Origin of the sequence: Moorena sp. SIO4A1 (genome assembly GCF_010672065.1) — a bacterium.
In the GTDB taxonomy this organism is placed as follows: Bacteria; Cyanobacteriota; Cyanobacteriia; order Cyanobacteriales; family Coleofasciculaceae; genus Moorena.
In genome coordinates, this window is sequence record NZ_JAAHHX010000091.1 from 1 (window position 1) to 20762 (window position 20762).

Sequence of the window (20762 nt, forward strand, 5' to 3'; positions counted from 1 at the left end):
AGTTAGTAACTTGTTTAACTTCGGAACACTGCCGCCCAACGAAGAACTAAAAGCGAAGACAGCTGGTCGTAAGTTAAGCGACGTAAAATAATGGACTGAGTGAAGTTACAGTGCGGTTTGAGAGTAGGCAGCAGAGCCTCCATTAATAAAATTAGCGCAATGCTTTTGGCATTGCTTTGTCGGCAACAACCATTAGTTAAAACTAATGCTATACCATCGTCCTATCTGCTTGTGAGTAGGTTTGTACAGGTTAAATGTTGCACAAGTCGCTTGAATTCAATCAATCCAGACTCGGAAATTGTTTGAGAGAGTTTGCGGCAGTGGCACATCCAATAGACATGATTAACTGCCAGGACTATCAAAGCGTGGTTTTTGCCTAAGTACCTGGTGAGGTAAAGGTCGTGAAAATTTTCCGGATTTTGGGCTACATACCCCGTGATGAGGCGCCAACTCACCTTTTCCCAAGAAAATTAACACACTGTTAACACAGTACCTGATATTTTTCAAGCCTGCCGTTCACAACAACTAATCTTTTTGAAGATTAGTAGTTGACAAACTTAGACAGTAGTTGACAAAAAATAAATTTTGTCAACTACTGTCTAAGTTTGTCTAGTAGTTATAGTTTTGGAAATGTATCTTAACAGTATTAATATTCTGTGGTATTCTTAAAAAAAAGCAATAAAATTAAAATTTGTTAACACAACATCAAAAAAAGCTACAATTGACTCTGAATCTACTTCTGACAATAGATCCCGTTTAGCTCGCCTTTGGCGTGATCGTCCAAGCACAGGTCGGGGTATCCCCTGCCATGCTCTCGATCTAGAGAGAACTAAATGTATAGGTTTGTCGAGATTTTAGAGAGCAGAATGTCAAAAAGAAAACAGACTCATATAACGATGCAGTAGCCTCAATGGGGTTTCCCCCACAAGCCACTGCATCAACAGACACACTTATATTTGATTTGAGCCATGGAACCCGCAATAGTCCTTAGCATTGTTATCCTTGTTTTTGTAATCGGTATCACTGGTATATCCATTTACACCGCTTTTGGACCCCCTTCAGCGGAATTAGTCGATCAGTTTGAAGAACATGAAGACTAATATAATAGTTTTCCATTAAAACCGGGAAAGTCACAAGTGATTAGGGTAGCACAACTCAACTATCAGTTAACCGCTACCCTTAGGCAAAAGACAAAGCAGTCCCTTAAGCATAGAAGGTAGATTAAAACTTGATCGTCAAACTGTTTTCGTGTTCATTGAGTTCGGAGCCTTGAGGAGCCGGAATTTGCACGGTAAATGTAGTCCATCTCTGAGAGCTTTCTACCTGAATGATGCCGTCGAGCTGCTTGACTAGCTGCTTCACCAAAGCCAGACCTAATCCTGTACCACCTCGCTTCCAAGGATCAGCATTAGGAATGCGATAGAACTTATCGAAGATGTGGGGTAATTCCGTATCAGCAATCTCGGCTTGATTGCTGATCTTAAATATTACCTTGGGTACGGTATCTGATGGGATCAGATCCCGATTGTTTTGGTAAAAAAACTCAAGAATAATCTGCCTGTTGCCTGGAGTATATTTACAAGCATTGTTGAACAGTTCTGTCACAATTCGCCCGAAGCTGGTCTTGTCAATCAAAACCGATGGCAAATTATCTGACAGAGTCAACTTCAGAATTTGCTGTTGTGCCTGGATACGGGAGCAAAAGGAATCAATGATTCGGCGTAACCAGATTTTCAAGTCTACTACTGTTCGCGAAACCTGATAAGAGGCGGTTTCTAAACGCTGCAAGTCGAGTAAATCGTTGATTAGTTCAATTTCTCTGTAACACTCAGATTCTAAAATCTCTGTATAGCGCTGTCGTCGTTGACTCTCTGGAGCAATTTTGAGCATCTGTATTGCCATTTTCATATTGGATAGAGGTGTGCGCAGTTCATGAGAAACGGTACTTAAGAAATCATCTTTGAGGATGTTTAGTCTCTGTAGTTCCTTGATTCTCTCTCGTAGTTGTTGGGTGCGCTCGAGTACTTGCCGTTCTAAGTCGGTGTTGAGGTTAGCCAGCCGCTGATAAAGCTGGCCTTGCTGAATTGCGATCGCAAGTTGCTCAGCCATCGACTGCACCAAAGTCACTGCGCCATCAGACCATTGGTAGTCACTATGAATATTGATCAGGCACAATTTTCCCCAGAGGCGGTTTTGAAACCTTAGTGGTACAAGTAACTGATGGCAACTGTCCTGAAGGTTTAAGTTGCAGCTATTGTTAATACGCACCACTTCCAGATTTTTGATCTTGCGACTAATCTCATTGTCCACATCGGGAGTTTCAGCACCCAAAGGGCTACTCAAGTTAGCTTGTTTACTGGATTGAGATACGGTTAACCAAACCTGCCGCTGTGGCAGATATTCTTGAATTTCTACTAGGTCAACGTCCAACAGCTGACTGATTTCTTGAGTGGCTGTGGTAAAAATCTGCTCTAAATCAAGAGAGCTACGAATCTTTTGAGTAAACTTATTGAGCGTTGCTTCCCGTTGAGCTTTGAGTTGGTTTTCCTGATAAATTTGAGCCTGCTGAATCGCAATTCCTACATGGTCTGCTACTGATTTCCACAAATTTCTTTCCCAAAGCTGCCACTGTCGTGGTCTACTACACTGATGGGCAACCAATAGTCCCCACAGAGGTGAGTCTTTAGGTTGGTTTTGGTCTAGTTGAGGGTGACAGATAATCGGAACTACCAAGTTAGCAACGACTTGAAGCTGAGCTAGGCAATTAACTTCATAGGAGGACAAGCCCCCAGAATCAGAATAGATATCTTCAATGGCTTGGATTGGACCATACCGGTACTGATTAGCATGGGTTTCCCAGAAGTGGGGATTATACATTTCCCTACCTGTAATCGGCTGCCAGGGTGATTCTACAGACTCTACTGTAAATCTACCTCTCCAATCCGACTCGAAGCGATAAACCGCTACCCGATCTGCTTGTAACAATCGACGAACTTCATTAACTGTGGTATTTAGAATTGTCTCCACATCTAAAGACTTACGAATGCGGGCTGCAAAGTTTTCCCGAAGGGAATCACCCATTGCCTGCCTCAGCTTATCTTGAGCCACCTGGTTAGACAGTGCGTTCGCGTAGCGTGGCCTATGGCCAATCGCGTAGCGTGACCTACGGTTAATCTCTGCCTGTTTGCCCTCTTTAGCATCAACGACAGTTGCTACAAAACCAATCTGTTTCCCTACCTGATCTTGCAGGACACTAATGGTAAAATCGCTAGCCAATCGGCTACCGTCTTGGCGTTGAATGAGCAACTCACCCTGCCAAACCTCTAACTGGGACAATTGGGCAAAAATTTCTTTGATGGGAGCATCACTTCTAGGGGGAAACATGATCTCGGATAGCTGCGACCCAATAACATCTTGGGCTTGCCATTGATATAGCTTACAGGCATAACTATTCCAATGGATAATTTTTCCATCCATATCTATGGCAATAATCCCACTAGGCAAGTGATCTAACAAAGAAGCCTTAAAGTGAATTTGCTCTTGTGCCTTTTGGTATTTGGTTTCCTGAGCTAATAAAATTTCTTGAAGCTGCTCAAAGGCTGCCTCATCGACTGTAAGCTCACGTAGAATCTGGAACTGCTCTAATCTCATCATTGATGTCTCGAAATCGAACGATCAGCTCTCAATTCAACAGTTACCATCAGCAACTGTGGCTGTAGTGACTTGGGTGGTTGTATTTCTCACATCAGCCTGTTTTCTATTCTTACCTGTACTCAGATGCAGAAAGTTGAATTGATTTGCCATAGCTAGTTGACTAAAAAATTTCCATAGATACAGCCATAGCATTCCCAAAACCATGACTCAGAGCGACAATTGTGTATAAAGATTGATCTAGCAAGCAGGTCAGAGCGATTTAAGCAGTCAGCAGTCAGCAGTCAGCAGTCAGCAGTCAGCTTATTTGATTCAAAAGCACCTGAGGTAGCGTGGCACAGGCTTCGACGCTGTGACCTAACCAATAAGCTGATACGCGACACGCTGATAGCACCTCAAGTAGCGTGGCCAAAGGCCAAGGCTGATACGCGACACGCTGATACGCGACACGCTGATACGCGACACGCTGATAGCTGAATGCTTACAGAGCGATTACTTTACCAGACAGCTGGGTAGATTCTCAACGGATCACAACCGTTGCTCATACTCCCCTGAGGTTAATTGTCAACCAAACCCCAATAAACTATGATGCCCCCTAATTTAGAACAACTTTCTGCTCAGCTGGAAAGCCCTAACATGCGCGATCGCTTGATGGCTCTGGCATCACTACGGGCTGTTCAAGCCAGTGATGCCGTGCCCCTAATTAAAAAGGTACTTGATGATCCCAATTTACCAGTTCGCTCTATGGCTATATTCGCCCTGGGAGTGAAGCCTACGGAAGAATGCTACCCAATTTTGGTCAAATTCATGGCAACTGACCCAGATTACGGAATTCGTGCTGCTGCTGCTGGGGCTTTGGGATATCTAGGTGACCCCAAAGCCTTTGAACCTCTAGTTAGGGCGTTCTACGAAGATACTGAATGGTTGGTACGTTTTAGTGCTGCTGTGTCCCTAGGTAATCTCCAAGATCCCCGTGCTCGTGATGTGCTGACCAAGGCCTTAGATAGTCAGGAAGTACTAGTCCAACAAGCTGCTATTGCTGCTTTAGGGGAAATTAAAGCTACAGAAGCTATAGACGATATTCTACGCTTTGCCCAGTCAGAGGATTGGATAGTGCGTCAACGTTTAGCAGAAGCCCTCGGTCAACTGGGTCAGGACAAAAGTATCTCGGCATTAAACTATTTGGCAAAAGACAGCCATCCTCAAGTATCTGAAGCCGCTCAAATGGCTCTATTGCGTTTGTCTGAAGCCTCAAGCTAGCGTAGCATCCTGGTAATTCGGCTAACCATAGCACGATAGAATCAATAGTGAACCACTTGATTGAAATTACCAACATCACTGATCCACCACGATCTACCACAAATTTTTACAATCTTAGCCAATGGATATTAAAGAGTTTTTTGAGCAGAGTGCTGGCAGATGGTTTTCTCAACGTACTAGTAATCATATTACCTCTCAACCCATAAAAAATGGTAAGTCCAACATCATTATGGAAATGCTATCTGGTGATGCCCCAGAGGTGATCAAACTCTGTAAACAATACCAAATCGAGCCTGGTATGGCTATATTTGGTGTAAAAGTGATTTGGGACGGTACAGTAGTAGGAGAGCAGAAAAAGCAAACTGGTTCCACTGTTGTTGTACCTGTTCCCAACCCAGAAAATCCTGACATTGGCAAACTATTGCGAACTAATGGTGATGTTGAAGGAACTTCCTTAAAATGTCGTTACAGTATCGGCCAGGATGATGTTTTAACAATGATTACAGAGGGGAAAACTCTATATGCTGAAGAACGTTTTTGGTTTGCTAGCCCTAACTTTCGGTTACGCACTAACGTTCTCCAGCAGGGGGGGCAATTAACCATGGCTTCTCTGGCCACAGAAATTCGTCTTGGTGTTACGTGAAAGTTAAGCATTGAGTCAGCTATCAGCGTGTCGCGTATCAGCGTGTCGCGTATCAGCTAATGCGCTACTTGAGGTGCTATCAGCTTTGGGCCTGTGGCCAGGCTACTTGAGATACTTTTGAATAAAATAAGCACCGATTGCGCTACGCGCACGCTGCGCGAACAGTAGCGTTAGCCTTGGCCGTTGGCCAGGCTACGCGAATGTCTCAGGGCTGACGGCTGACCGCTGACGGCTGACCGCTGACCGCTGACCGCTGACCGCTGACCGCTGAATGCTTACAGTCTCAATTATTAGTATTTATGTTATTGACTACAAAAGGCTTATCGATAGGTTTTGGTTCTTTACTGTAAGCACTTTCCAGGACTTTGTTCCTGACTAAATTTGCCTCATATTCAGAAAAATAGCCAATCAGGGTACCTCGCCACACTTTCCTGAGCATATATCTCTCTGATGGCACCTGTATATAACCGGTTGGGGCATAGTTATCTTTTATAAATGAATCCGACTTAATGACCTTAGAATTTTTAATATAATCATGCTTGGATTTAAATAGCTTACAATTGTAATTGTAAGCCCATTTGTTAGATATAACGACTCGTTTAAGATTTATTTTATTCAATAAATAACTTGTTGGTACAAAAACAGCAAATTTGCCATCGGGAATTTTGGCACAGGCTCGGGCAGAGTAGTTTTCAAAAATTATTTGTACAAATAAAGTCAGCTGTATTCCAAAAATTAGTCCGGCTATTAAACCAGAAAATAGGGGAAAACAAAAACTTTTTTCATGCATCCAATTTACCTAGATTTACTGTGAATAAAGAACTTTATATCGGAATTAATTATATAAATTAATAGCTAGATAATAATATATAATTTTTTTTTTGTGAATAAAGGACTTTATATTGGAATTAATTATATAAATTAATTGCTAGATATCTACCTAATATATGAAATTTTAATGAATATTACTTGATAGTTTGATGAAAGTTTATAAAAAATAATTGAATCACAATGGGGTATGCCATAGGGGGATCAGGGAGGATTTGGTATGATTAGATCCGTTCGCGTAGCGTGGCCTACGGCCAATCATCCCACGGGGATTAATCGTGGGATGGTTAACTTTGATCCAGGTTAACAGTGGCCTGGTAAGGACTCTCTACCTCTGAGCTACTTTCGACCTCCTGATCTTCCAAGGCACTCGAAGCTGAATCACTGACCTGCTTATCGACTACGGTAGCTGTGACTGTACCAGAGTCTTGGTGCTGGACAACTGCCTTCAGCTTAAGGTAGACATCTGAAGAGTCTGGTGGTGGATGAAATTGGTGAATTGGCTTTTTGTTAAGCTCATAACTTGACCAATCTACATTGTAGCTAGGACTAGCACGGGCTTTGCTCAGAGGCTTTGGGAAGCTTTCTCTGGGCTTGACTGATTTTTCAGGTATTTTGGATGATATGGTATTGGCTGGGGGGGAAGTTTCCTGTTGGCCTGTTGGTGGTGCTTGGAGTGTCTTTGACTCAAGCATCCCTTGCTCTGGTGTAATTTCATCGGAACTAGTACCTAGAGAGGTTTCAGCAACATTGTCTACCCACTGTAAACTTAGTTCTAAGCTCTCGGTTGTGGATCTACTATCGACCGGAGCGGTTAAATTTTGGGGAAATTTACGACAAACCATCCGCTCAAACTCATGATTAAAGCGATATATAGGCTGTCCTCGTCGTAACCAGACTGCCAAAATTTGCTCTACAGATATCGCTTTGTAACGCCCTTGATAAAGTGCCTCAATCACCGCTAGACGCACCCAATTGGCAGGATAGTTCTCAAGCCATAGATTGACTAATTCTTCTACAGTGTAACCCCTGAGCTCAAACCCATAGTGACTGAGCAAGGCAAGGGCATAGGCAATGGCTAAATCTGAGTCATTGGTCATGGGTAAAAGGGTTCAAGGTGGGAAGGTGGTACGATTCCAGGTGGAAAGGTCGCACATGTGGCAAATTATGGAGCCACAGCGGCTTCTGGCAACGTCGCTTGGTAATATAACCTATATCCTGCAACCTGCAACCTACAACCTGCAACCTGCAACCTGCAACCTGTAACCTGCAACCTGCAACCTGTAACCTGTAACCTGCAACCTGCAACCTGCAACCTGTAACCTACAACCTGCAACTAGTTTTGGTAGTGAGTTGGTTGGTCACTGAAATCAGGACTCAGGACTCATGACAACACTATACGGTGAGTTGAACTCAGTGACACGTCCTGTTTTCACCAAGGCCTGATAGATAAATGCGAACGCGCCCCGCGTGGCCTACGGCCAATCGCATCAGCTCGCTTTGCTTCCCGCTTGGGATGCAACAGGGTCGGGTTGGGGTGGTTAACGACAATTTTGGCGATGGTAGCGTACGCAACTGCTTCGGTAGCATAAGCAGGAATATCCTTCCAATCTTCGTAAATTTTGGAAATGTCAGAAGACTCTTTCACTGACTTGTCTACAGTTTTGGCTAAAGACAGCCCATTGACTAGAGAGGCAATCAAATCAACACGCCGCAAGGTCTGCTGAGGATGGAAGGTTTGGTCGGGGTATCCCGAGAGAAAGCCACCACGATAGGATTGGTTGATAGCTGGTAATGCCCAGAAATTCAGGGGGACATCAATAAATTGGGTAGCTGGACGGATCGGATTGGGGTCAAACACTTTCACCAGTAGGGCAGCGTACTCAGCCCGAGTTAGAGGGGCATCTGCTTGAAAGCTGCCATCGGCAAAGCCACTAATCAGGTTTAGACTACCGAGGCGGCGAATAAAATCTTCTGCCCAGTGTCCAGGTATATCGCTGAAGGAGGTAATGTAAGGGTTAGGGTTAACAATATAAGGAGATGCGATCGCGCCCCGCGTGGCCTACGGCCAATCGCATCTGCAGAGCCTGTTGCTACCAATGCCTGGTAAATCAATGCTACCACCTCACCACGGGTAATCGGCCTCATGGGATTGAGCTGATTGGGTTGGGGATAATTCACTACCATTCGTCTTTGAGTTGCTGTCGCTACCGCTTGGGTAGCATAGCTGGGAATCTGAACGCGATCGCGATAAAACCCGAGTTCCCTAGACTCACCACCTGTTAACCCCAAACCCTTGACTAGGGATACCAGACCTTGAACTCTGGTCAGATTTTGCTGGGGGCAAGTCGCTGATGGCAATCCCATAACCAGTCTTTTGACAAACATTGCCTCGCACTTCCCCTTTGGCATTACGCACCAGAAAGATGCCACTGGAAGCGTTAGCGTACAATACATTATCCAGAATCATGGGTTTGGCTGTGCCAGTAACAAATATCCCTTCACGACCACAGCGAGTAAAGGTATTATTGGCAATAATCGGTGAGGTAGATTCAATCCAGACCGCTGTCCCCAATTTGCCCGGATTAGTAACCGTTACTCCTCTTAATTGAGCCTTGGAATCTAAACGGATGGTAATATTTTGACGATTAAACGTCGGGCTGACATAGTTCCCACTGCCGGAAATCACAATATTCTTACCCTTGGTCGGTTCATTGCCAAGAACCATCACTCCCTTAGGAATAACGAGGGGAAAAACTTAGACCCTAGCAGCATTATAGGTACCAGCTGCTAAGTGAATGGTAGTTCCAGCAGTGGCAATAGAAAGTGCCTTAGTCAAGGTTTTAAACGGAACACTATCACCAGTATCGCTATCCTTACCAGTGACTGGGTTAACGTAAATAGTAGATTTAACCATATTAGTCAGTAAATGGCAATTAACACATAATACTTAACACGTAAGATTTAACACGTAAGATTTAACACTTAAGATTTAATACTTAAGATTTAATACCTAATACTTAACAGCTAATACTTAACACGTAATACTTAAAAATATGATAGAAGTAGAGCATCTAAGCAAAATCTATGGCACCACCCCAGCGATAGAGAATGTTACTTTCAGGGTTGAACCAGGAGAAATCCTAGGGTTCCTTGGACCGAATGGTGCAGGGAAAACCACTACCATGCGAATTTTGGCAGGCTATTTACCAGCAACCCATGGTACTGCCCGAATTGCTAATTATGATGTTCATGAAAATTCTATGGCAGTACGACGCCGAATTGGTTATTTACCGGAATTTCCGCCACTGTATCCGGACATGACCGTTGAAGGATTTTTGCACTTTGTTGCCCGTATTAAAGGTGTTGCTGCAGGCGATCGCACTACTAAGGTCAAAACTGCCATGGAGCGCTGTAACATAACGAGCAAGGCCAAGCTACTGATCCGCAAGCTTTCTAAGGGCTTCCGTCAACGGGTGGGTATCGCTCAGGCAATTGTACATGACCCACCGGCCATCATTCTAGATGAACCTACAGTTGGTCTTGATCCTCGGCAAATCATTGATGTCCGTAACTTAATTAAGAGCCTTGCTGGTGACCATACTATTATCCTCTCAACCCACATTCTACCAGAAGTGAGTATGACCTGTAGCCGGGTAGCCATTATCAATGAAGGCAAAATTGTAGCAACAGATAGTCCAGACAAGTTACTGGCGGAGTTAACCGGGGGATCAGGTTATGAGTTAGAAATAGATGGTGATGCACAGGAGTTACAGAAATTATTACAAGTTATACCAGGAGTTTGCCTGGTGGAACTGGTTAATGATCAAAATTTACCTGGCGGACGCTCTTTATTCCACATCGTATCAGCACCGGGAGCAGAACCCGCACGGGATATTGCAGCTGTGACTGTGGGAGCTGGTGTAGGGATATACGAAATGCGACGGACTCGCGCTACCCTGGAAGATGTCTTTTTGAAACTGACTACGACCGAAAAACCACTGCCTGAACCCGATCCTGATTTACAGGATTATGATTTACAGGAGTCTCAGGAATCTGATGAAGGATTAACGATGAAGGATTAACCATCAAGGATGAAAGTTATTTTGACAACCTTTAACTAAGTAACCTTAAAATAACTAATCCTGAATAACTAATCCTTACCTAACTAACATTCAACCTTCAAACTAACTAAGAGTTAACCTTAAACCTTCAACTAACTAACCTTAAACCTTAAACCTTAAACCTTCAATTTTAAACCTTAAACCCCAAAAATCACCCTTTTTCATAAAATAAATAATGATTATAATTTGGAATATATTAGCAATTTTTAGGAAAGAATTACAGGGCTATTTTGCTTCACCATTCGCTTATGTTATCGCCGGTGTATTTTGGTGGCTGTCTGGCTCCTTTTTTGTAGAAATTCTTTTGGATCAAGAGGGTATTATTAACCAAGTTGCAACGGCAGAACAATTGGGTTTACCGATACCACCAGTGGATGTTGCCTATGTATTTTTGCGTCAATTCTTGGAAGTGATGGGTTCACTGTCGTTATTTGTGTTACCAATTCTGTCCATGGGACTCTATGCTGAGGAACGCAAACGCAGGACTTTGGAGCTTTTGGCCACTTCTCCACTAACGAATTGGGCTGTAGCCGTAGGTAAACTCTTGGGAGTGGTGACATTTTATAGCTTTATGGTGCTACCCTTACTTGCCTATGAAGCGATCGCATTTAGTGCTACAGATCCCCCGGTTCAACCTGTCCTACCGTTACTCGCCCACGCCGGATTAATTTTACTGGCAGCATCGGTGCTTTCTCTGGGGATGTTCATTTCTTCCCTAACTGATAGCTCAATTTTGTCAGCAATCCTCACCTTTGCTCTGGTTTTAGGACTTTGGGTGATTGATTTGATTGCTAAAAATGTTAGTGGACCCCTTGGGGAAGCCTTAGGTCATTTATCGTTGCTGGAAAATTATAAAAATCTGATTCAGGGTGTTTTGGATACTAGTAGTATAATTCTGTTTTTGAGTTATATCTTTATCGGTATTTTTCTAACTGCTCAGTCTATTGATGCATTGAGATTTGAGCGTTCTTAGTATGTAAGCATATGCTGATATCTGATAACTGATAGCTGATAGCTGATAGCTGAATGCTTTCCTCAAAACCTGACAATTTTTTACAGCAATTTATGACATCGAACTGAGGCTAGTCATTGTCAGTTAAACAACACCAGAAAAAACTGAGACAAAAACTGAGACATTTTGCTCTTGTCTTCCCAGTAGTCTGAAATTATAGAAACTTCAGGGATAGGCAACTATTGACCTAACACCCCTGACTGGTTGTATCCTGTCCGGTGCTCGGTGATAGTCTTCTTTAGCCCAAATCTGGACAGTTTTATATTTTAGATACAGACATATACAGAAATTCTGTGTATAAGAAAACTGCTGTTTTCTGTGTCACGATCCCCAAAGGAGTAGATTATGAGCTTTCACACTGGAGAGATTGCTGTTCAAACTCGGGCTGGGGTAACCGAAGAAGCTGAGAAACTCAGCTCGATGATTACTCCCGTGATCAAAACTGCTGCTCAGATGCTCCTGACAACCCAACAATTAGCGATCGCTAGTAGTGTGGATACCAATGGCTTGGTTTGGGCATCACTGCTGACTGGTAAACCTGGTTTTGTCCGAGTTTTAGATAATCAAACTGTCGAGATTAACTGTATCCCTATCGATGGGGATCCGTTGTACGAAAACTTGGCGAAAAATGGAGTACTGGGACTTCTGGTGATTGACCTAACTACCCGTAAACGCTTGCGGATGAATGGCTTGGGTAGAGTAGAAGGCAAAGGGCAGATTGTGATGCAGACCACTGAGGTATTTTTCAACTGTCCCAAATACATCCAGCTGCGTCATCTAGAGACTGATATCCCTGAGTCAACGCAGCCTGAAATTCGCAGCTTTGAGGCTTTGACCACAACCGAGCAAGACTGGATTACCCAATCTGATACCTTTTTCATTGCCAGTTTCAATCCAGAAACTGGCGCAGATGCCTCTCATCGGGGTGGATATCCGGGATTTATCCAGGTGATCAGTGATCATCAGCTAGTGTTTCCCGATTATGCTGGCAATAATATGTTTCAAACCCTAGGTAACCTGACAGTGAATCCCCGTGCTGGTCTGCTGTTCATCGATTTTGAGCGAGGCAATACCTTACAACTGACCGGAACAGCCGAGGTGATTTGGGATCAGTCACAATTCACTACCGTTCCAGGAGCGCAACGGTTAGTGGAGTTTCATATTGAGCAGGTCTTAGAGACAACTAATGCTAGCCCTATACGCTGGCGCTTTGGAGAGTATTCTCCCGCTAATCCTGCTGTTAAGAAGGAGAGTCTTACTACTTAACTCTGATTCCTTTTGTTTTGAGAGTGATTAGTCTAATTAGTGGATTATAAGTATAAACACGACGAAAACTAAGTGTAATCACTGAGGCATTAGGATCTAGTGGTTGTTTTAAGGTGATAGAACCTTTAGTTGGTATCCTAGAAGGCATCACTGTTCCATCCCAACTAGAGCCTGAATAACCTCTATAAGTATTTCCTAAATTATCAACGGCGATAAAATCGGAAAATCTGCTATCTTTATTAGTGTAATTATAAGCTTTAAAATAAATTTTTAATTGGCCATTTTTCCACTTTTCTAGTTTCTCGACAACGAAGCGAGCGCCATTAACTTTTGGGGATGACCAATAATTTATAAAAACTTGAGGTATTTCGTTTTGCCATTCAGCAATTAATCGTTGTGCTTCTTGATAAGATGGCGTAGCGTTATGAATCCGTTTGGCGATGGATATTGCTTGACTATACTGTCGCTGATTAGCATAGTGATTTGCCTTGATGATCAGCTTTTATCCTTGTATTTCTAATTCAGCAGCTAGTCTTTCTAATTCAGCATATTTTAGTTTTGTTTCAGCAGTTTTAATAATTTGGATTGCTTGGTGCTGGAAACGTTCAGCCTTAACCTGTGCTGCCATTGCTTTGGCTTGTTGCCATTTACGTTTTTTTAGGTCTTGTTGAGCTTTTTTAATTAAATTTTGATCACTTTGCCATTCTTTCCATTGAGTAATTAACGTTTGTGCTTCTTCGTAACTATTACTCTCAGCAGGTATTTTTTTTGCTTCAGTAATTGCTTTATATATAAGTCGAGAGTTATCTACTAGTTTAGTTGCTTTATTTAGTTGTGCTACAGAACAGTCATTTAAGAGGCATATCGATTTTTCATTGATGCTCAAAAACTCCGGAACGTCTTGAGCTAAGTTAATACATTTTTCATAGTCTCCATTTATCAAATGCTGTTGGATTTTACTTACTACTAGTTGCTCAATTTGGTTTAATCCATAGGTAAGACCTAACCCTAAAGTGATTACAGTAACTATAGCATAACTTAGTCGTTTATTCAGGTTATTTACTTTGAGATTGTTGCTAAACTCGGCTAGTACTTTTCTTTGAATTGGCTGTGGGGATGGAACCGATTTAAAAATACGTTCTAGATTGGCAAGACGCTTTTTAGGGTCAGGTTCTACCATCTTGTCTAGGTAGTCAAGAAATTCTTTGCTATAACCTGAAGCTAAATGCCTGAATTTTAGACGATGATTGCTTAAATCAATTAAATTACTAATTTCAGCCGTTTTAATTCCCGTAACCAAACAAATAAGTGTCACTCCTAAACTATAAATATCTGATGCTTTATTGAGGGGTTGATTATATAATTTTTCTGGTGGCATAAATCCAGCTGTGCCAGCCATCGTAGTACTTCCATAAATTGAACCATAGGCAATTTTAGCTAAACCAAAATCAATTAAGTAAACCCGCATTTTGTAATCTAACAAAACATTTTCTGGTTTAATGTCTCGGTGAATTATCGGATTATAAAAATGTTGGATATAATCCAAAATTTCGAGAATTTGAACTGCAATTTGCTGAATTTGCTCTGGTGTAAAGCTTGGGTATGCAGACAAAGGTTGAGCGTTTTTGTACTCCTGTACCAAACAAACACCACCCTCAGGAGCAAAGGAGTCAAGATACCGAGGAATCCTAGGATGGTGTAACTGTTTTAGTACCTTAATCTCACTTTCAATAGATTGGTAACCATGCCAGCTACTGTTAGATTGAGCAAATTGAAATAGCTTAATTACAACTTTTTGCTTAGTTTGAAGATGGATGGCTTGATAAGTTACTCGACCACTGTGATAGTTCTGACCTAATCGTTTTTTGACTTGGTAGCCATAGTTAGAAAAATCAGGAAATTCGCTCATTGAATGTAGGTTTGTGCATCAGTTATAAAATGTATACGCTTTATATTACTCCAACTTAAACAAAATAATAACGGATTGAATTTTAAGTAATTGACACCCCAAGTCTATTTAGAGTTTGGGGTGATAGTGACCTGAAAGCTAGAGCTGGTAAGTATTGTGGAGCAATTGTAGTCCCCATAAATTTTATACAAACCTTATATTCAAGCAAAGCCTTTATACAAAGTTTACAAAAAAACTATGAAGGATAATCTTTTTATGGATAAAAATAGTGTAAACTTATTTACCAATTTATACACCCAACTAATACACCCAACTAATAGTGTGGCTGGATGTGTGGAATGACTATAGCAAAGGAAATAGGGAATAGGGAACAGGGAGTAGGGAGTACGGAATATGGCATCAAAAATTATCACAATTCCTACACGGCTCCCTAGACTGAGTGCTGAGTGCTGATAGCTGATAGCTGATAGCTGATAGCTAAATAATTAGGACTTATGAAAATTAGTTATTTTAATTTTCGACTCTATAGCGATCGCATTACTACCGTCTTAAGTTCCATCGGATGCTCTCAAACAGCCGCTACGGGATGCTCAGCGCTGCTACGCGATCGCATTACTACCGTCTTAAGTTCCATCGGATGCTCTCAAACAGCCGCTACGGGAACCCAGGATTACCCGGTCAAGTTCCATGGGATGCTCTCAAACAGCCGCTAGGGGAACCCAGGATTACCCTGTCAAACCCCCTAATGCCTAACGCCTAAGCCTAATGCCTAATACCTAGGGGGTTAAGCTGAATGCTTACAATCAGTAATGATAGTTGCAGCTGCCGTGAGGTTTGAGATGAAGACAAGCAAAACCAAGAAGTATCTCCTTTACCTTTTCTGGCTCGGGCCACTACTGACCATGGCGGGAATCACTGTCAGGATTATGACTGAAAAATGGTCCCCAGACGCATTAGGGTTACTGATTGCTGGTATTGTCATTAGTCTTGTGGGGCTAGTATTTTTAGCCCAGTTGGCTCCGAAATTCTGGCAAAGCCGTTCTACCCAAGTCGGAACCAATGCTATTATTTCTACCTTAGCTATGTTAGTGATTTTGGGGCTGATTAACTTTTTAGGGGTGCGCTATACCCAACGGATCGATTTCACAGAAAATAAGTTATATACTCTGTCACCCCAGTCCCAGCAAGTGGTGCAAAATTTACGACAGCCCCTTAAGGTTTGGATCTTTAATCCACAACCCAATCCAGATGACCGAGAGTTGTTAGAGAACTTTCGTCGGTATGGGTCAAACTTTGAATTTCAGTTTGTTGACCCTCAGCTAAAACCAGCACTAGCTCAGAAATTTGGTGTTCAGTCTATCGGAGAAGTTTATCTACAATATAAAGACAAGCAACAATTATTGCAAGCTGTTAATGATACCCAACCTCTGTCAGAAGCTAGTCTTACTAGTGGTATCGAAACCCTGACTCGGGAAATTTCGGTTAGGGTTTACTTCCTCCAAGGTCACGGAGAAAAATCCTTAGCAGAAGTAGAAGGGGGATTATCTGAGGCAGTACGTGTTCTAGAGGATAAAAATTTTACGGTTCAACCCCTTAACCTAGCTGAACGCTCAGAGGTTCCAGCCGATGCATCAATCGTGGTTAGTGCAGGTCCGATGCGACCATTATTAGAAAAAGAAGTCAAAGGGTTACGTAACTATCTATCTAAGGGTGGTAGCTTACTATTGATGCTCGACCCTGATACTAATCCTGAATTGGATAGCTTTCTCAAAGACTGGGGAATTAAGCTAGACAGTAGGTTAGTGATTGACCCGTCTGCTCCAGAACGTTCCTTAGTGCTTGGTGCAGCAACTCCCATGGTCACCAGCTACGGGAATCATCCCATTACCACGGAATTTGCCGACGGATTTTCCTTTTATCCCTGGGCGCGATCGCTCTTAATTACCCCAGTAGATGGTATCCAGGAAACTCCTCTGCTAATTACCAATGACAGAACTTGGGCTGAGAGCAATCCTAAACAGCAGCCACTGGAATTGAATCCAGAAAGCGATCGCCCTGGTCCGTTAATCCTAGGTGTAGCATTAAGCCGCCAAGCGGAAGGGATTGATCAAGCTACTCCTCAAGAGGATGGTAACAAAAAGACCTCTTCATCTCGTCTAGTAGTCTATGGTAACTCTACTTTTGCCACCAATGGTTGGTTTGATCAGCAATTAAATGGTGATGTTTTTCTCAACACCATCAGCTGGTTAAGCAAGCAAGATGATCAAGTCCTATCTATCCGCCCTAAAGAACAAAACAATCGACGGATTAACCTAACAGCAATCCAGGCTGAGTTACTGGGTTGGACTGCCCTGTTACTTATGCCCTTAGTCGGGTTTACCACAGCTGGGTTGGTATGGTGGCAACGCCGTTAGTATTGATAACTGATATAACTATAGGAAAGGGAGTAGGGAACAGGGAACAGGGAATAGGGAGTAGGGAGTAGGGAGTAGGGAATATGGGATCAAGAATTTTTAGAATTCCTACACGGATCCCTATCAACCTATCATAATCCTATAAACTTATGACAATTATACAAGCTAGTCACCTATCTCTAGAAGATGTGCATCATACCTTTGGCTTTCAACGGCAATACAATAGTTCATTAACTTCCCGGTTATCCCTAGACACTATTACTGAATTTGAGCAACGGGAATTGGAACAAATTCGGACTGATTTTGATAATTACTTAATCGCGGGTAAAGTATCTGAAGGACTGGTAAAAGCCCTAACTGTTTTTCCCTTACTGCGATTAGCTGGCTTCTATCGCTCTCCAATAAAGATTTCCTTGGAAGAAGAGATTGCTGATATTGATATTCAAGAGCAGGATACCAAAATTACTGGCAGACTAGATATTCTAGCAATTAACAAAGCTCAACAGACAGTAGATAAAGTATCGTTTTGGGTCTTAGTTATCGAAACTAAAAACAGTAGTGCTGACGTATCCGTCGGGTTACCTCAATTACTGACCTATGCCTATAAGAGTTTAGACCATCAAGACTCAGTTTGGGGACTATCGACTAACGGATACATTTATCAGTTTATTTATCTCCAAGCTGGCAATCCTCCGATTTATCAGTTGATGCCAGTATTAAACCTGATGGAATCGGAGTCATCGATTAAATTACTACAAGTTATTAAAGCTATAGCGCTTCTATAGCATTTCCATTTGATTTGTGAACATACTCCCTAGCGACTATGTTCGCTCTCCAAATCGATTCAATAATTCTAGTCGAGACAAATGTAAGAGTAGGGGGGTAAATTCTTCTGGAGAGAGTGCCATCAATGGCTCAATAATTCCCAGCAGTTCCTGGTCTAGTTCACCAAAACGGCTACGCAATAAGTAGGTGACCATACTACGGCGTTCGTTTTGCCTACCTTGGACTAGTCCTTCTTGTTTGCCCTCGACTAGTCCCTCTTGTTTGCCTTGCACTATTCCTTCTTGTTTACCTTGCACTATTCCCTCTTGTCTGCCAAGCTCGGTAGCCAATTCCAGTCGTTGTTGATATATCTGAGATAATTGCATGATTAACTCCCGGTCATCTTCCTCAAGGTTTTGATTTTGTTTGATACGTGCGTCTAATATCGCCAGCATGTCATATACTAATTCTAGGATATTGTCTTTGTGCTGACTCCCGTTCGGTAGGGATTTCAACTCCTCAATTGCTTGCTGTTGCACTCTACCTCTACCGAGAATTCTCAACCATAAGGTTTCCGGGGTCACTGGTAGTTGGTGAATCGCCACAATCGCCGTATACAAGGATTTCCCCAGAAAGTACATCCCCTTGGGATAATTAACTAGATCTGGTTGAAAATTAAAGCTTTCTAAAAACTCTTCCGAAGCGGTTGGGGAAAGAATCCATAAACGAGGCAGTTCTGTCACCCTAACTTGGGCATTAGCCCGCTTAGCCTCACGGAAAACTTGATCATGAACCTGGGCCAGTTTACCGATACAACTGAGGACTTCAAATTGAGTAACTGGGTTGCGGAACGGTTCAAACATTACAGGGGTTGTCACCAGTTTTCCGAGTAATCCCAGGCTTTGTCCATTGGTGGCTAGTGCCTGGGATGGCAAAAAGTAAACATCAATTTCTTGAACTTCCCCAGGCACTTCCCAGTTCGTTTCTACCTTCCCCAGGGGGTCGAGGAGTTTTTTAAGACATTGGATGGGCTTTTGGTCATGGACGTTTCTGGTCATGGAACACCCTCAGGACTATTGATTTAATTAGTATTTAATTACGAGTTAAGTAATAAGCGGATGATCGAGCTAGTCAACCGGCACGACATTGGGGATTAATCACCTAATTTCGCTCTCCAAATCGAGTCAATAATTCTAGTCGAGACAATTGTAAGAGTAGGGGGATAAATTCTTCTGGAGAGAGTGCCATCAATGGCTCAATGATTCCCAGCAGTTCCTGGTCTAGTTCACCAAAACGGCTACGCAATAAGTAAGTGACCATACTACGACGTTCGTTTTGCTTGCCTTGGACTAGTCCTTCTTGTTTGCCCTCGACTAGTCCTTCTTGTTTGCCCTCGACTAGTCCTTCTTGTTTGCCCTCGACTAGTCCTTCTTGTTTACCTTGCACTATTCCCTCTTGTCTGCCAAGCTCGGTAGCCAATTCCAGTCGTTGTTGATATATCTGAGATAATTGCATGATTAACTCCCGGTCATCTTCCTCAAGGTTTTGATTTTGTTTGATACGTGCGTCTAATATCGCCAGCATGTCATATACTAATTCTAGGATATTGTCTTTGTGCTGACTCCCGTTCGGTAGGGATTTCAACTCCTCAATTGCTTGCTGTTGCACTCTACCTCTACCAAGAATTCTCAACCATAAGGTTTCTGAGGTAACTGGCAGTTGGTGAATCGCCACAATTGCCGTATACAAGGATTTACCCAGAAAGTACATCCCCCTGGGATAATTAACTAGATCTGCTTGGAAATTGAAGCTTTCTAAAAACTCTTCGGAAGCGGTTGGGGAGAGAATCCATAAACGAGGCAGTTCTATCACCCTAACTTGGGCATTAGTTCGCTTAGCCTGACGGAAAACTTGACCATGAACCTGAATCAGTTTACCGATACAAGTGAGCACTTCAAATTTACTGACTGGGTTGCGGAAGGGTTCAAAAATAGCAGGGGTTGTGGCCAGTTGTCCGAGTAATCCTAGGCTTTGTCCATTGGTGGTTAGTGGCTGGGATGGCAAAAAGTAAACATCAATTTCTTGAACTTCCCCAGGCACTTTCCAGCTTGTTTCCACTTTCCCCAGGGGGTCGAGGAGTTCTTTAAGACATTGTTTGGCAAATTGGTCATGGACGTTTCTGGTCATGGAACACTTTAAAGACTATCGGAAAGGGAGTAGGGAATAGGGAATAGGGAGTAGGGAGTAGGGAGTAGGGAGTAGGGAGTAGGGAGTAGGGAGTAGGGAGTAGGGAGTAGGAGAAAATTATCTTTAACTCATAATTATTATAACCGATAATTAGGAATTTGTGATTCCAAAAAAATACAGCAAAAAACTGTAATAAGTTTTTAAAAACTGACCATAAAAATCAATACTTATTTCGCATCACCCCAAAAATTTATCGGATTTCTTTCCTACTCTTACCTATTCCCTGTTCCCTATTCCCTATTCCCTGTTCCCTACTATTTATAAGTGTTCAACCGAAAATGATATAAAATAGAGTGGGTGCAGAATGCCAGCTCGGATGAAGGGTTCGATGTTCCAACCGCAGCTTGGTACAGAATAGGGAAAAAACTCTACCAATAGAAAAGTAATATGACCGATTTACAAACGTTTTACCGAGCTACCAACCCCAGTAAAACCTTAGCTGTGGACAATGAGGATGATCGCAAGTATTACATTGATTTTTCTTCAGTACGCGGCGGTCAGATTATTGAAAAACTTAGAGGATGTCTGAAAAGTCAAAATAAATGCGATCGCGAAGGGGCATCTCTTTGGCATGATCGCCTGAAGGGCGCACTTCGTGGTCTGGCTAAAGCCAGGGCTCTGCGTACGCTTCATTTAAGAGAAG

At 42.6% G+C, this 20762-nt stretch carries 18 protein-coding genes and 2 pseudogenes; 10 read left to right on the forward strand and 10 right to left on the reverse strand.

Translation table 11 applies throughout. From position 1 onward, the window contains the following. The first annotated feature begins 968 nt into the window (after positions 1-968). Positions 969-1100 (forward strand): photosystem II reaction center protein PsbN, encoded by a 132-nt coding sequence (gene psbN, locus F6K53_RS32070; protein WP_008180512.1) that lies wholly within the window; start codon positions 969-971, stop codon positions 1098-1100. A 121-nt stretch (positions 1101-1221) separates the two neighbouring features. Here the strand turns inward: psbN and F6K53_RS32075 are convergent, their stop codons facing one another. Beyond that, positions 1222-3654 (reverse strand): GAF domain-containing protein, encoded by a 2433-nt coding sequence (locus F6K53_RS32075; RefSeq protein WP_293069704.1) that lies wholly within the window; start codon positions 3652-3654, stop codon positions 1222-1224. Between the two features lie 582 nt (positions 3655-4236). Between F6K53_RS32075 and F6K53_RS32080 the strand changes: the two genes are divergently transcribed. After that, positions 4237-4911: a HEAT repeat domain-containing protein gene (locus tag F6K53_RS32080; RefSeq protein WP_293046315.1), complete on the forward strand. Its 675-nt coding sequence runs from the start codon at positions 4237-4239 to the stop codon at positions 4909-4911. A gap of 121 nt (positions 4912-5032) precedes the next feature. Continuing rightward, on the forward strand, positions 5033-5554 hold the full coding sequence (locus F6K53_RS32085; RefSeq protein ID WP_293069702.1) for a phycobiliprotein lyase: 522 nt from the start codon (positions 5033-5035) through the stop codon (positions 5552-5554). A gap of 283 nt (positions 5555-5837) precedes the next feature. Here F6K53_RS32085 and F6K53_RS32090 read toward each other — a convergent pair whose 3' ends face one another. The 5 genes and pseudogenes from F6K53_RS32090 to F6K53_RS32110 all read right to left on the reverse strand — a co-directional run bounded on the left by F6K53_RS32090 (position 5838) and on the right by F6K53_RS32110 (position 9299). Further along, positions 5838-6344 carry a hypothetical protein gene (locus tag F6K53_RS32090; RefSeq protein ID WP_293020244.1) on the reverse strand — a complete coding sequence of 169 codons (507 nt, stop codon included), beginning with the start codon at positions 6342-6344 and terminating at the stop codon, positions 5838-5840. A 325-nt stretch (positions 6345-6669) separates the two neighbouring features. Next, positions 6670-7482 (reverse strand): hypothetical protein, encoded by an 813-nt coding sequence (locus F6K53_RS32095; protein ID WP_293020242.1) that lies wholly within the window; start codon positions 7480-7482, stop codon positions 6670-6672. 332 nt (positions 7483-7814) lie between these two features. Continuing rightward, positions 7815-8249: an S-layer homology domain-containing protein gene (locus F6K53_RS32100; RefSeq protein WP_293020240.1), complete on the reverse strand. Its 435-nt coding sequence runs from the start codon at positions 8247-8249 to the stop codon at positions 7815-7817. Positions 8250-8326: 77 nt separating this feature from the next. Next, entirely contained in the window at positions 8327-8674 is a 348-nt protein-coding gene (locus tag F6K53_RS32105) for a hypothetical protein (RefSeq protein ID WP_293020238.1), read from the reverse strand. Further along, positions 8655-9299 (reverse strand): annotated as a pseudogene (locus F6K53_RS32110) (DUF1565 domain-containing protein). Before F6K53_RS32110 ends, F6K53_RS32105 begins: the two are co-directional and overlap by 20 nt. Positions 9300-9438: 139 nt before the next feature. Here F6K53_RS32110 and F6K53_RS32115 point away from each other — a divergent pair. From F6K53_RS32115 to F6K53_RS32125, 3 genes are all read left to right on the forward strand, one after another. Beyond that, positions 9439-10467 (forward strand): ABC transporter ATP-binding protein, encoded by a 1029-nt coding sequence (locus F6K53_RS32115; protein WP_293069700.1) that lies wholly within the window; start codon positions 9439-9441, stop codon positions 10465-10467. A 211-nt stretch (positions 10468-10678) separates the two neighbouring features. Further along, a complete protein-coding gene (locus tag F6K53_RS32120) occupies positions 10679-11479 on the forward strand; it encodes an ABC transporter permease (RefSeq protein ID WP_293083485.1) in 801 nt (266 codons plus the stop codon). Positions 11480-11863: 384 nt separating this feature from the next. Further along, on the forward strand, positions 11864-12784 hold the full coding sequence (locus tag F6K53_RS32125) for a pyridoxamine 5'-phosphate oxidase family protein (RefSeq protein WP_293020235.1): 921 nt from the start codon (positions 11864-11866) through the stop codon (positions 12782-12784). Positions 12785-13286: 502 nt separating this feature from the next. On the opposite strand, the gene F6K53_RS32130 is transcribed toward F6K53_RS32125, so the two are convergent. Then, entirely contained in the window at positions 13287-14693 is a 1407-nt protein-coding gene (locus tag F6K53_RS32130) for a serine/threonine-protein kinase (RefSeq protein ID WP_293069699.1), read from the reverse strand. A gap of 494 nt (positions 14694-15187) precedes the next feature. Between F6K53_RS32130 and F6K53_RS32135 the strand changes: the two genes are divergently transcribed. Both F6K53_RS32135 and F6K53_RS32140 read left to right on the forward strand, forming a co-directional pair. Beyond that, a complete protein-coding gene (locus F6K53_RS32135) occupies positions 15188-15406 on the forward strand; it encodes a hypothetical protein (protein ID WP_293020231.1) in 219 nt (72 codons plus the stop codon). Between the two features lie 96 nt (positions 15407-15502). Next, positions 15503-17107, forward strand: coding sequence for a Gldg family protein (locus F6K53_RS32140; RefSeq protein WP_293020229.1), 1605 nt, complete (start codon positions 15503-15505; stop codon positions 17105-17107). Here F6K53_RS32140 and F6K53_RS32145 read toward each other — a convergent pair. Beyond that, positions 17070-17234 carry a hypothetical protein gene (locus F6K53_RS32145; protein WP_293020227.1) on the reverse strand — a complete coding sequence of 55 codons (165 nt, stop codon included), beginning with the start codon at positions 17232-17234 and terminating at the stop codon, positions 17070-17072. The two genes, F6K53_RS32140 and F6K53_RS32145, sit on opposite strands and share 38 nt — an antisense overlap. A gap of 22 nt (positions 17235-17256) precedes the next feature. On the opposite strand from F6K53_RS32145, the gene F6K53_RS32150 reads away from it, so the two are divergent. After that, positions 17257-17892 (forward strand): restriction endonuclease subunit R, encoded by a 636-nt coding sequence (locus F6K53_RS32150; RefSeq protein WP_293020225.1) that lies wholly within the window; start codon positions 17257-17259, stop codon positions 17890-17892. 36 nt (positions 17893-17928) lie between these two features. On the opposite strand, the gene F6K53_RS32155 is transcribed toward F6K53_RS32150, so the two are convergent. Both F6K53_RS32155 and F6K53_RS32160 read right to left on the reverse strand, forming a co-directional pair. Beyond that, on the reverse strand, positions 17929-18930 hold the full coding sequence (locus F6K53_RS32155; RefSeq protein WP_293020223.1) for a hypothetical protein: 1002 nt from the start codon (positions 18928-18930) through the stop codon (positions 17929-17931). Positions 18931-19033: 103 nt separating this feature from the next. Further along, positions 19034-20059 (reverse strand): Yae1 family protein, encoded by a 1026-nt coding sequence (locus tag F6K53_RS32160; RefSeq protein ID WP_293020221.1) that lies wholly within the window; start codon positions 20057-20059, stop codon positions 19034-19036. A 447-nt stretch (positions 20060-20506) separates the two neighbouring features. Between F6K53_RS32160 and F6K53_RS32165 the strand changes: the two are divergent. Then, a pseudogene (locus F6K53_RS32165) lies at positions 20507-20762 on the forward strand (hypothetical protein); the annotation flags it as partial.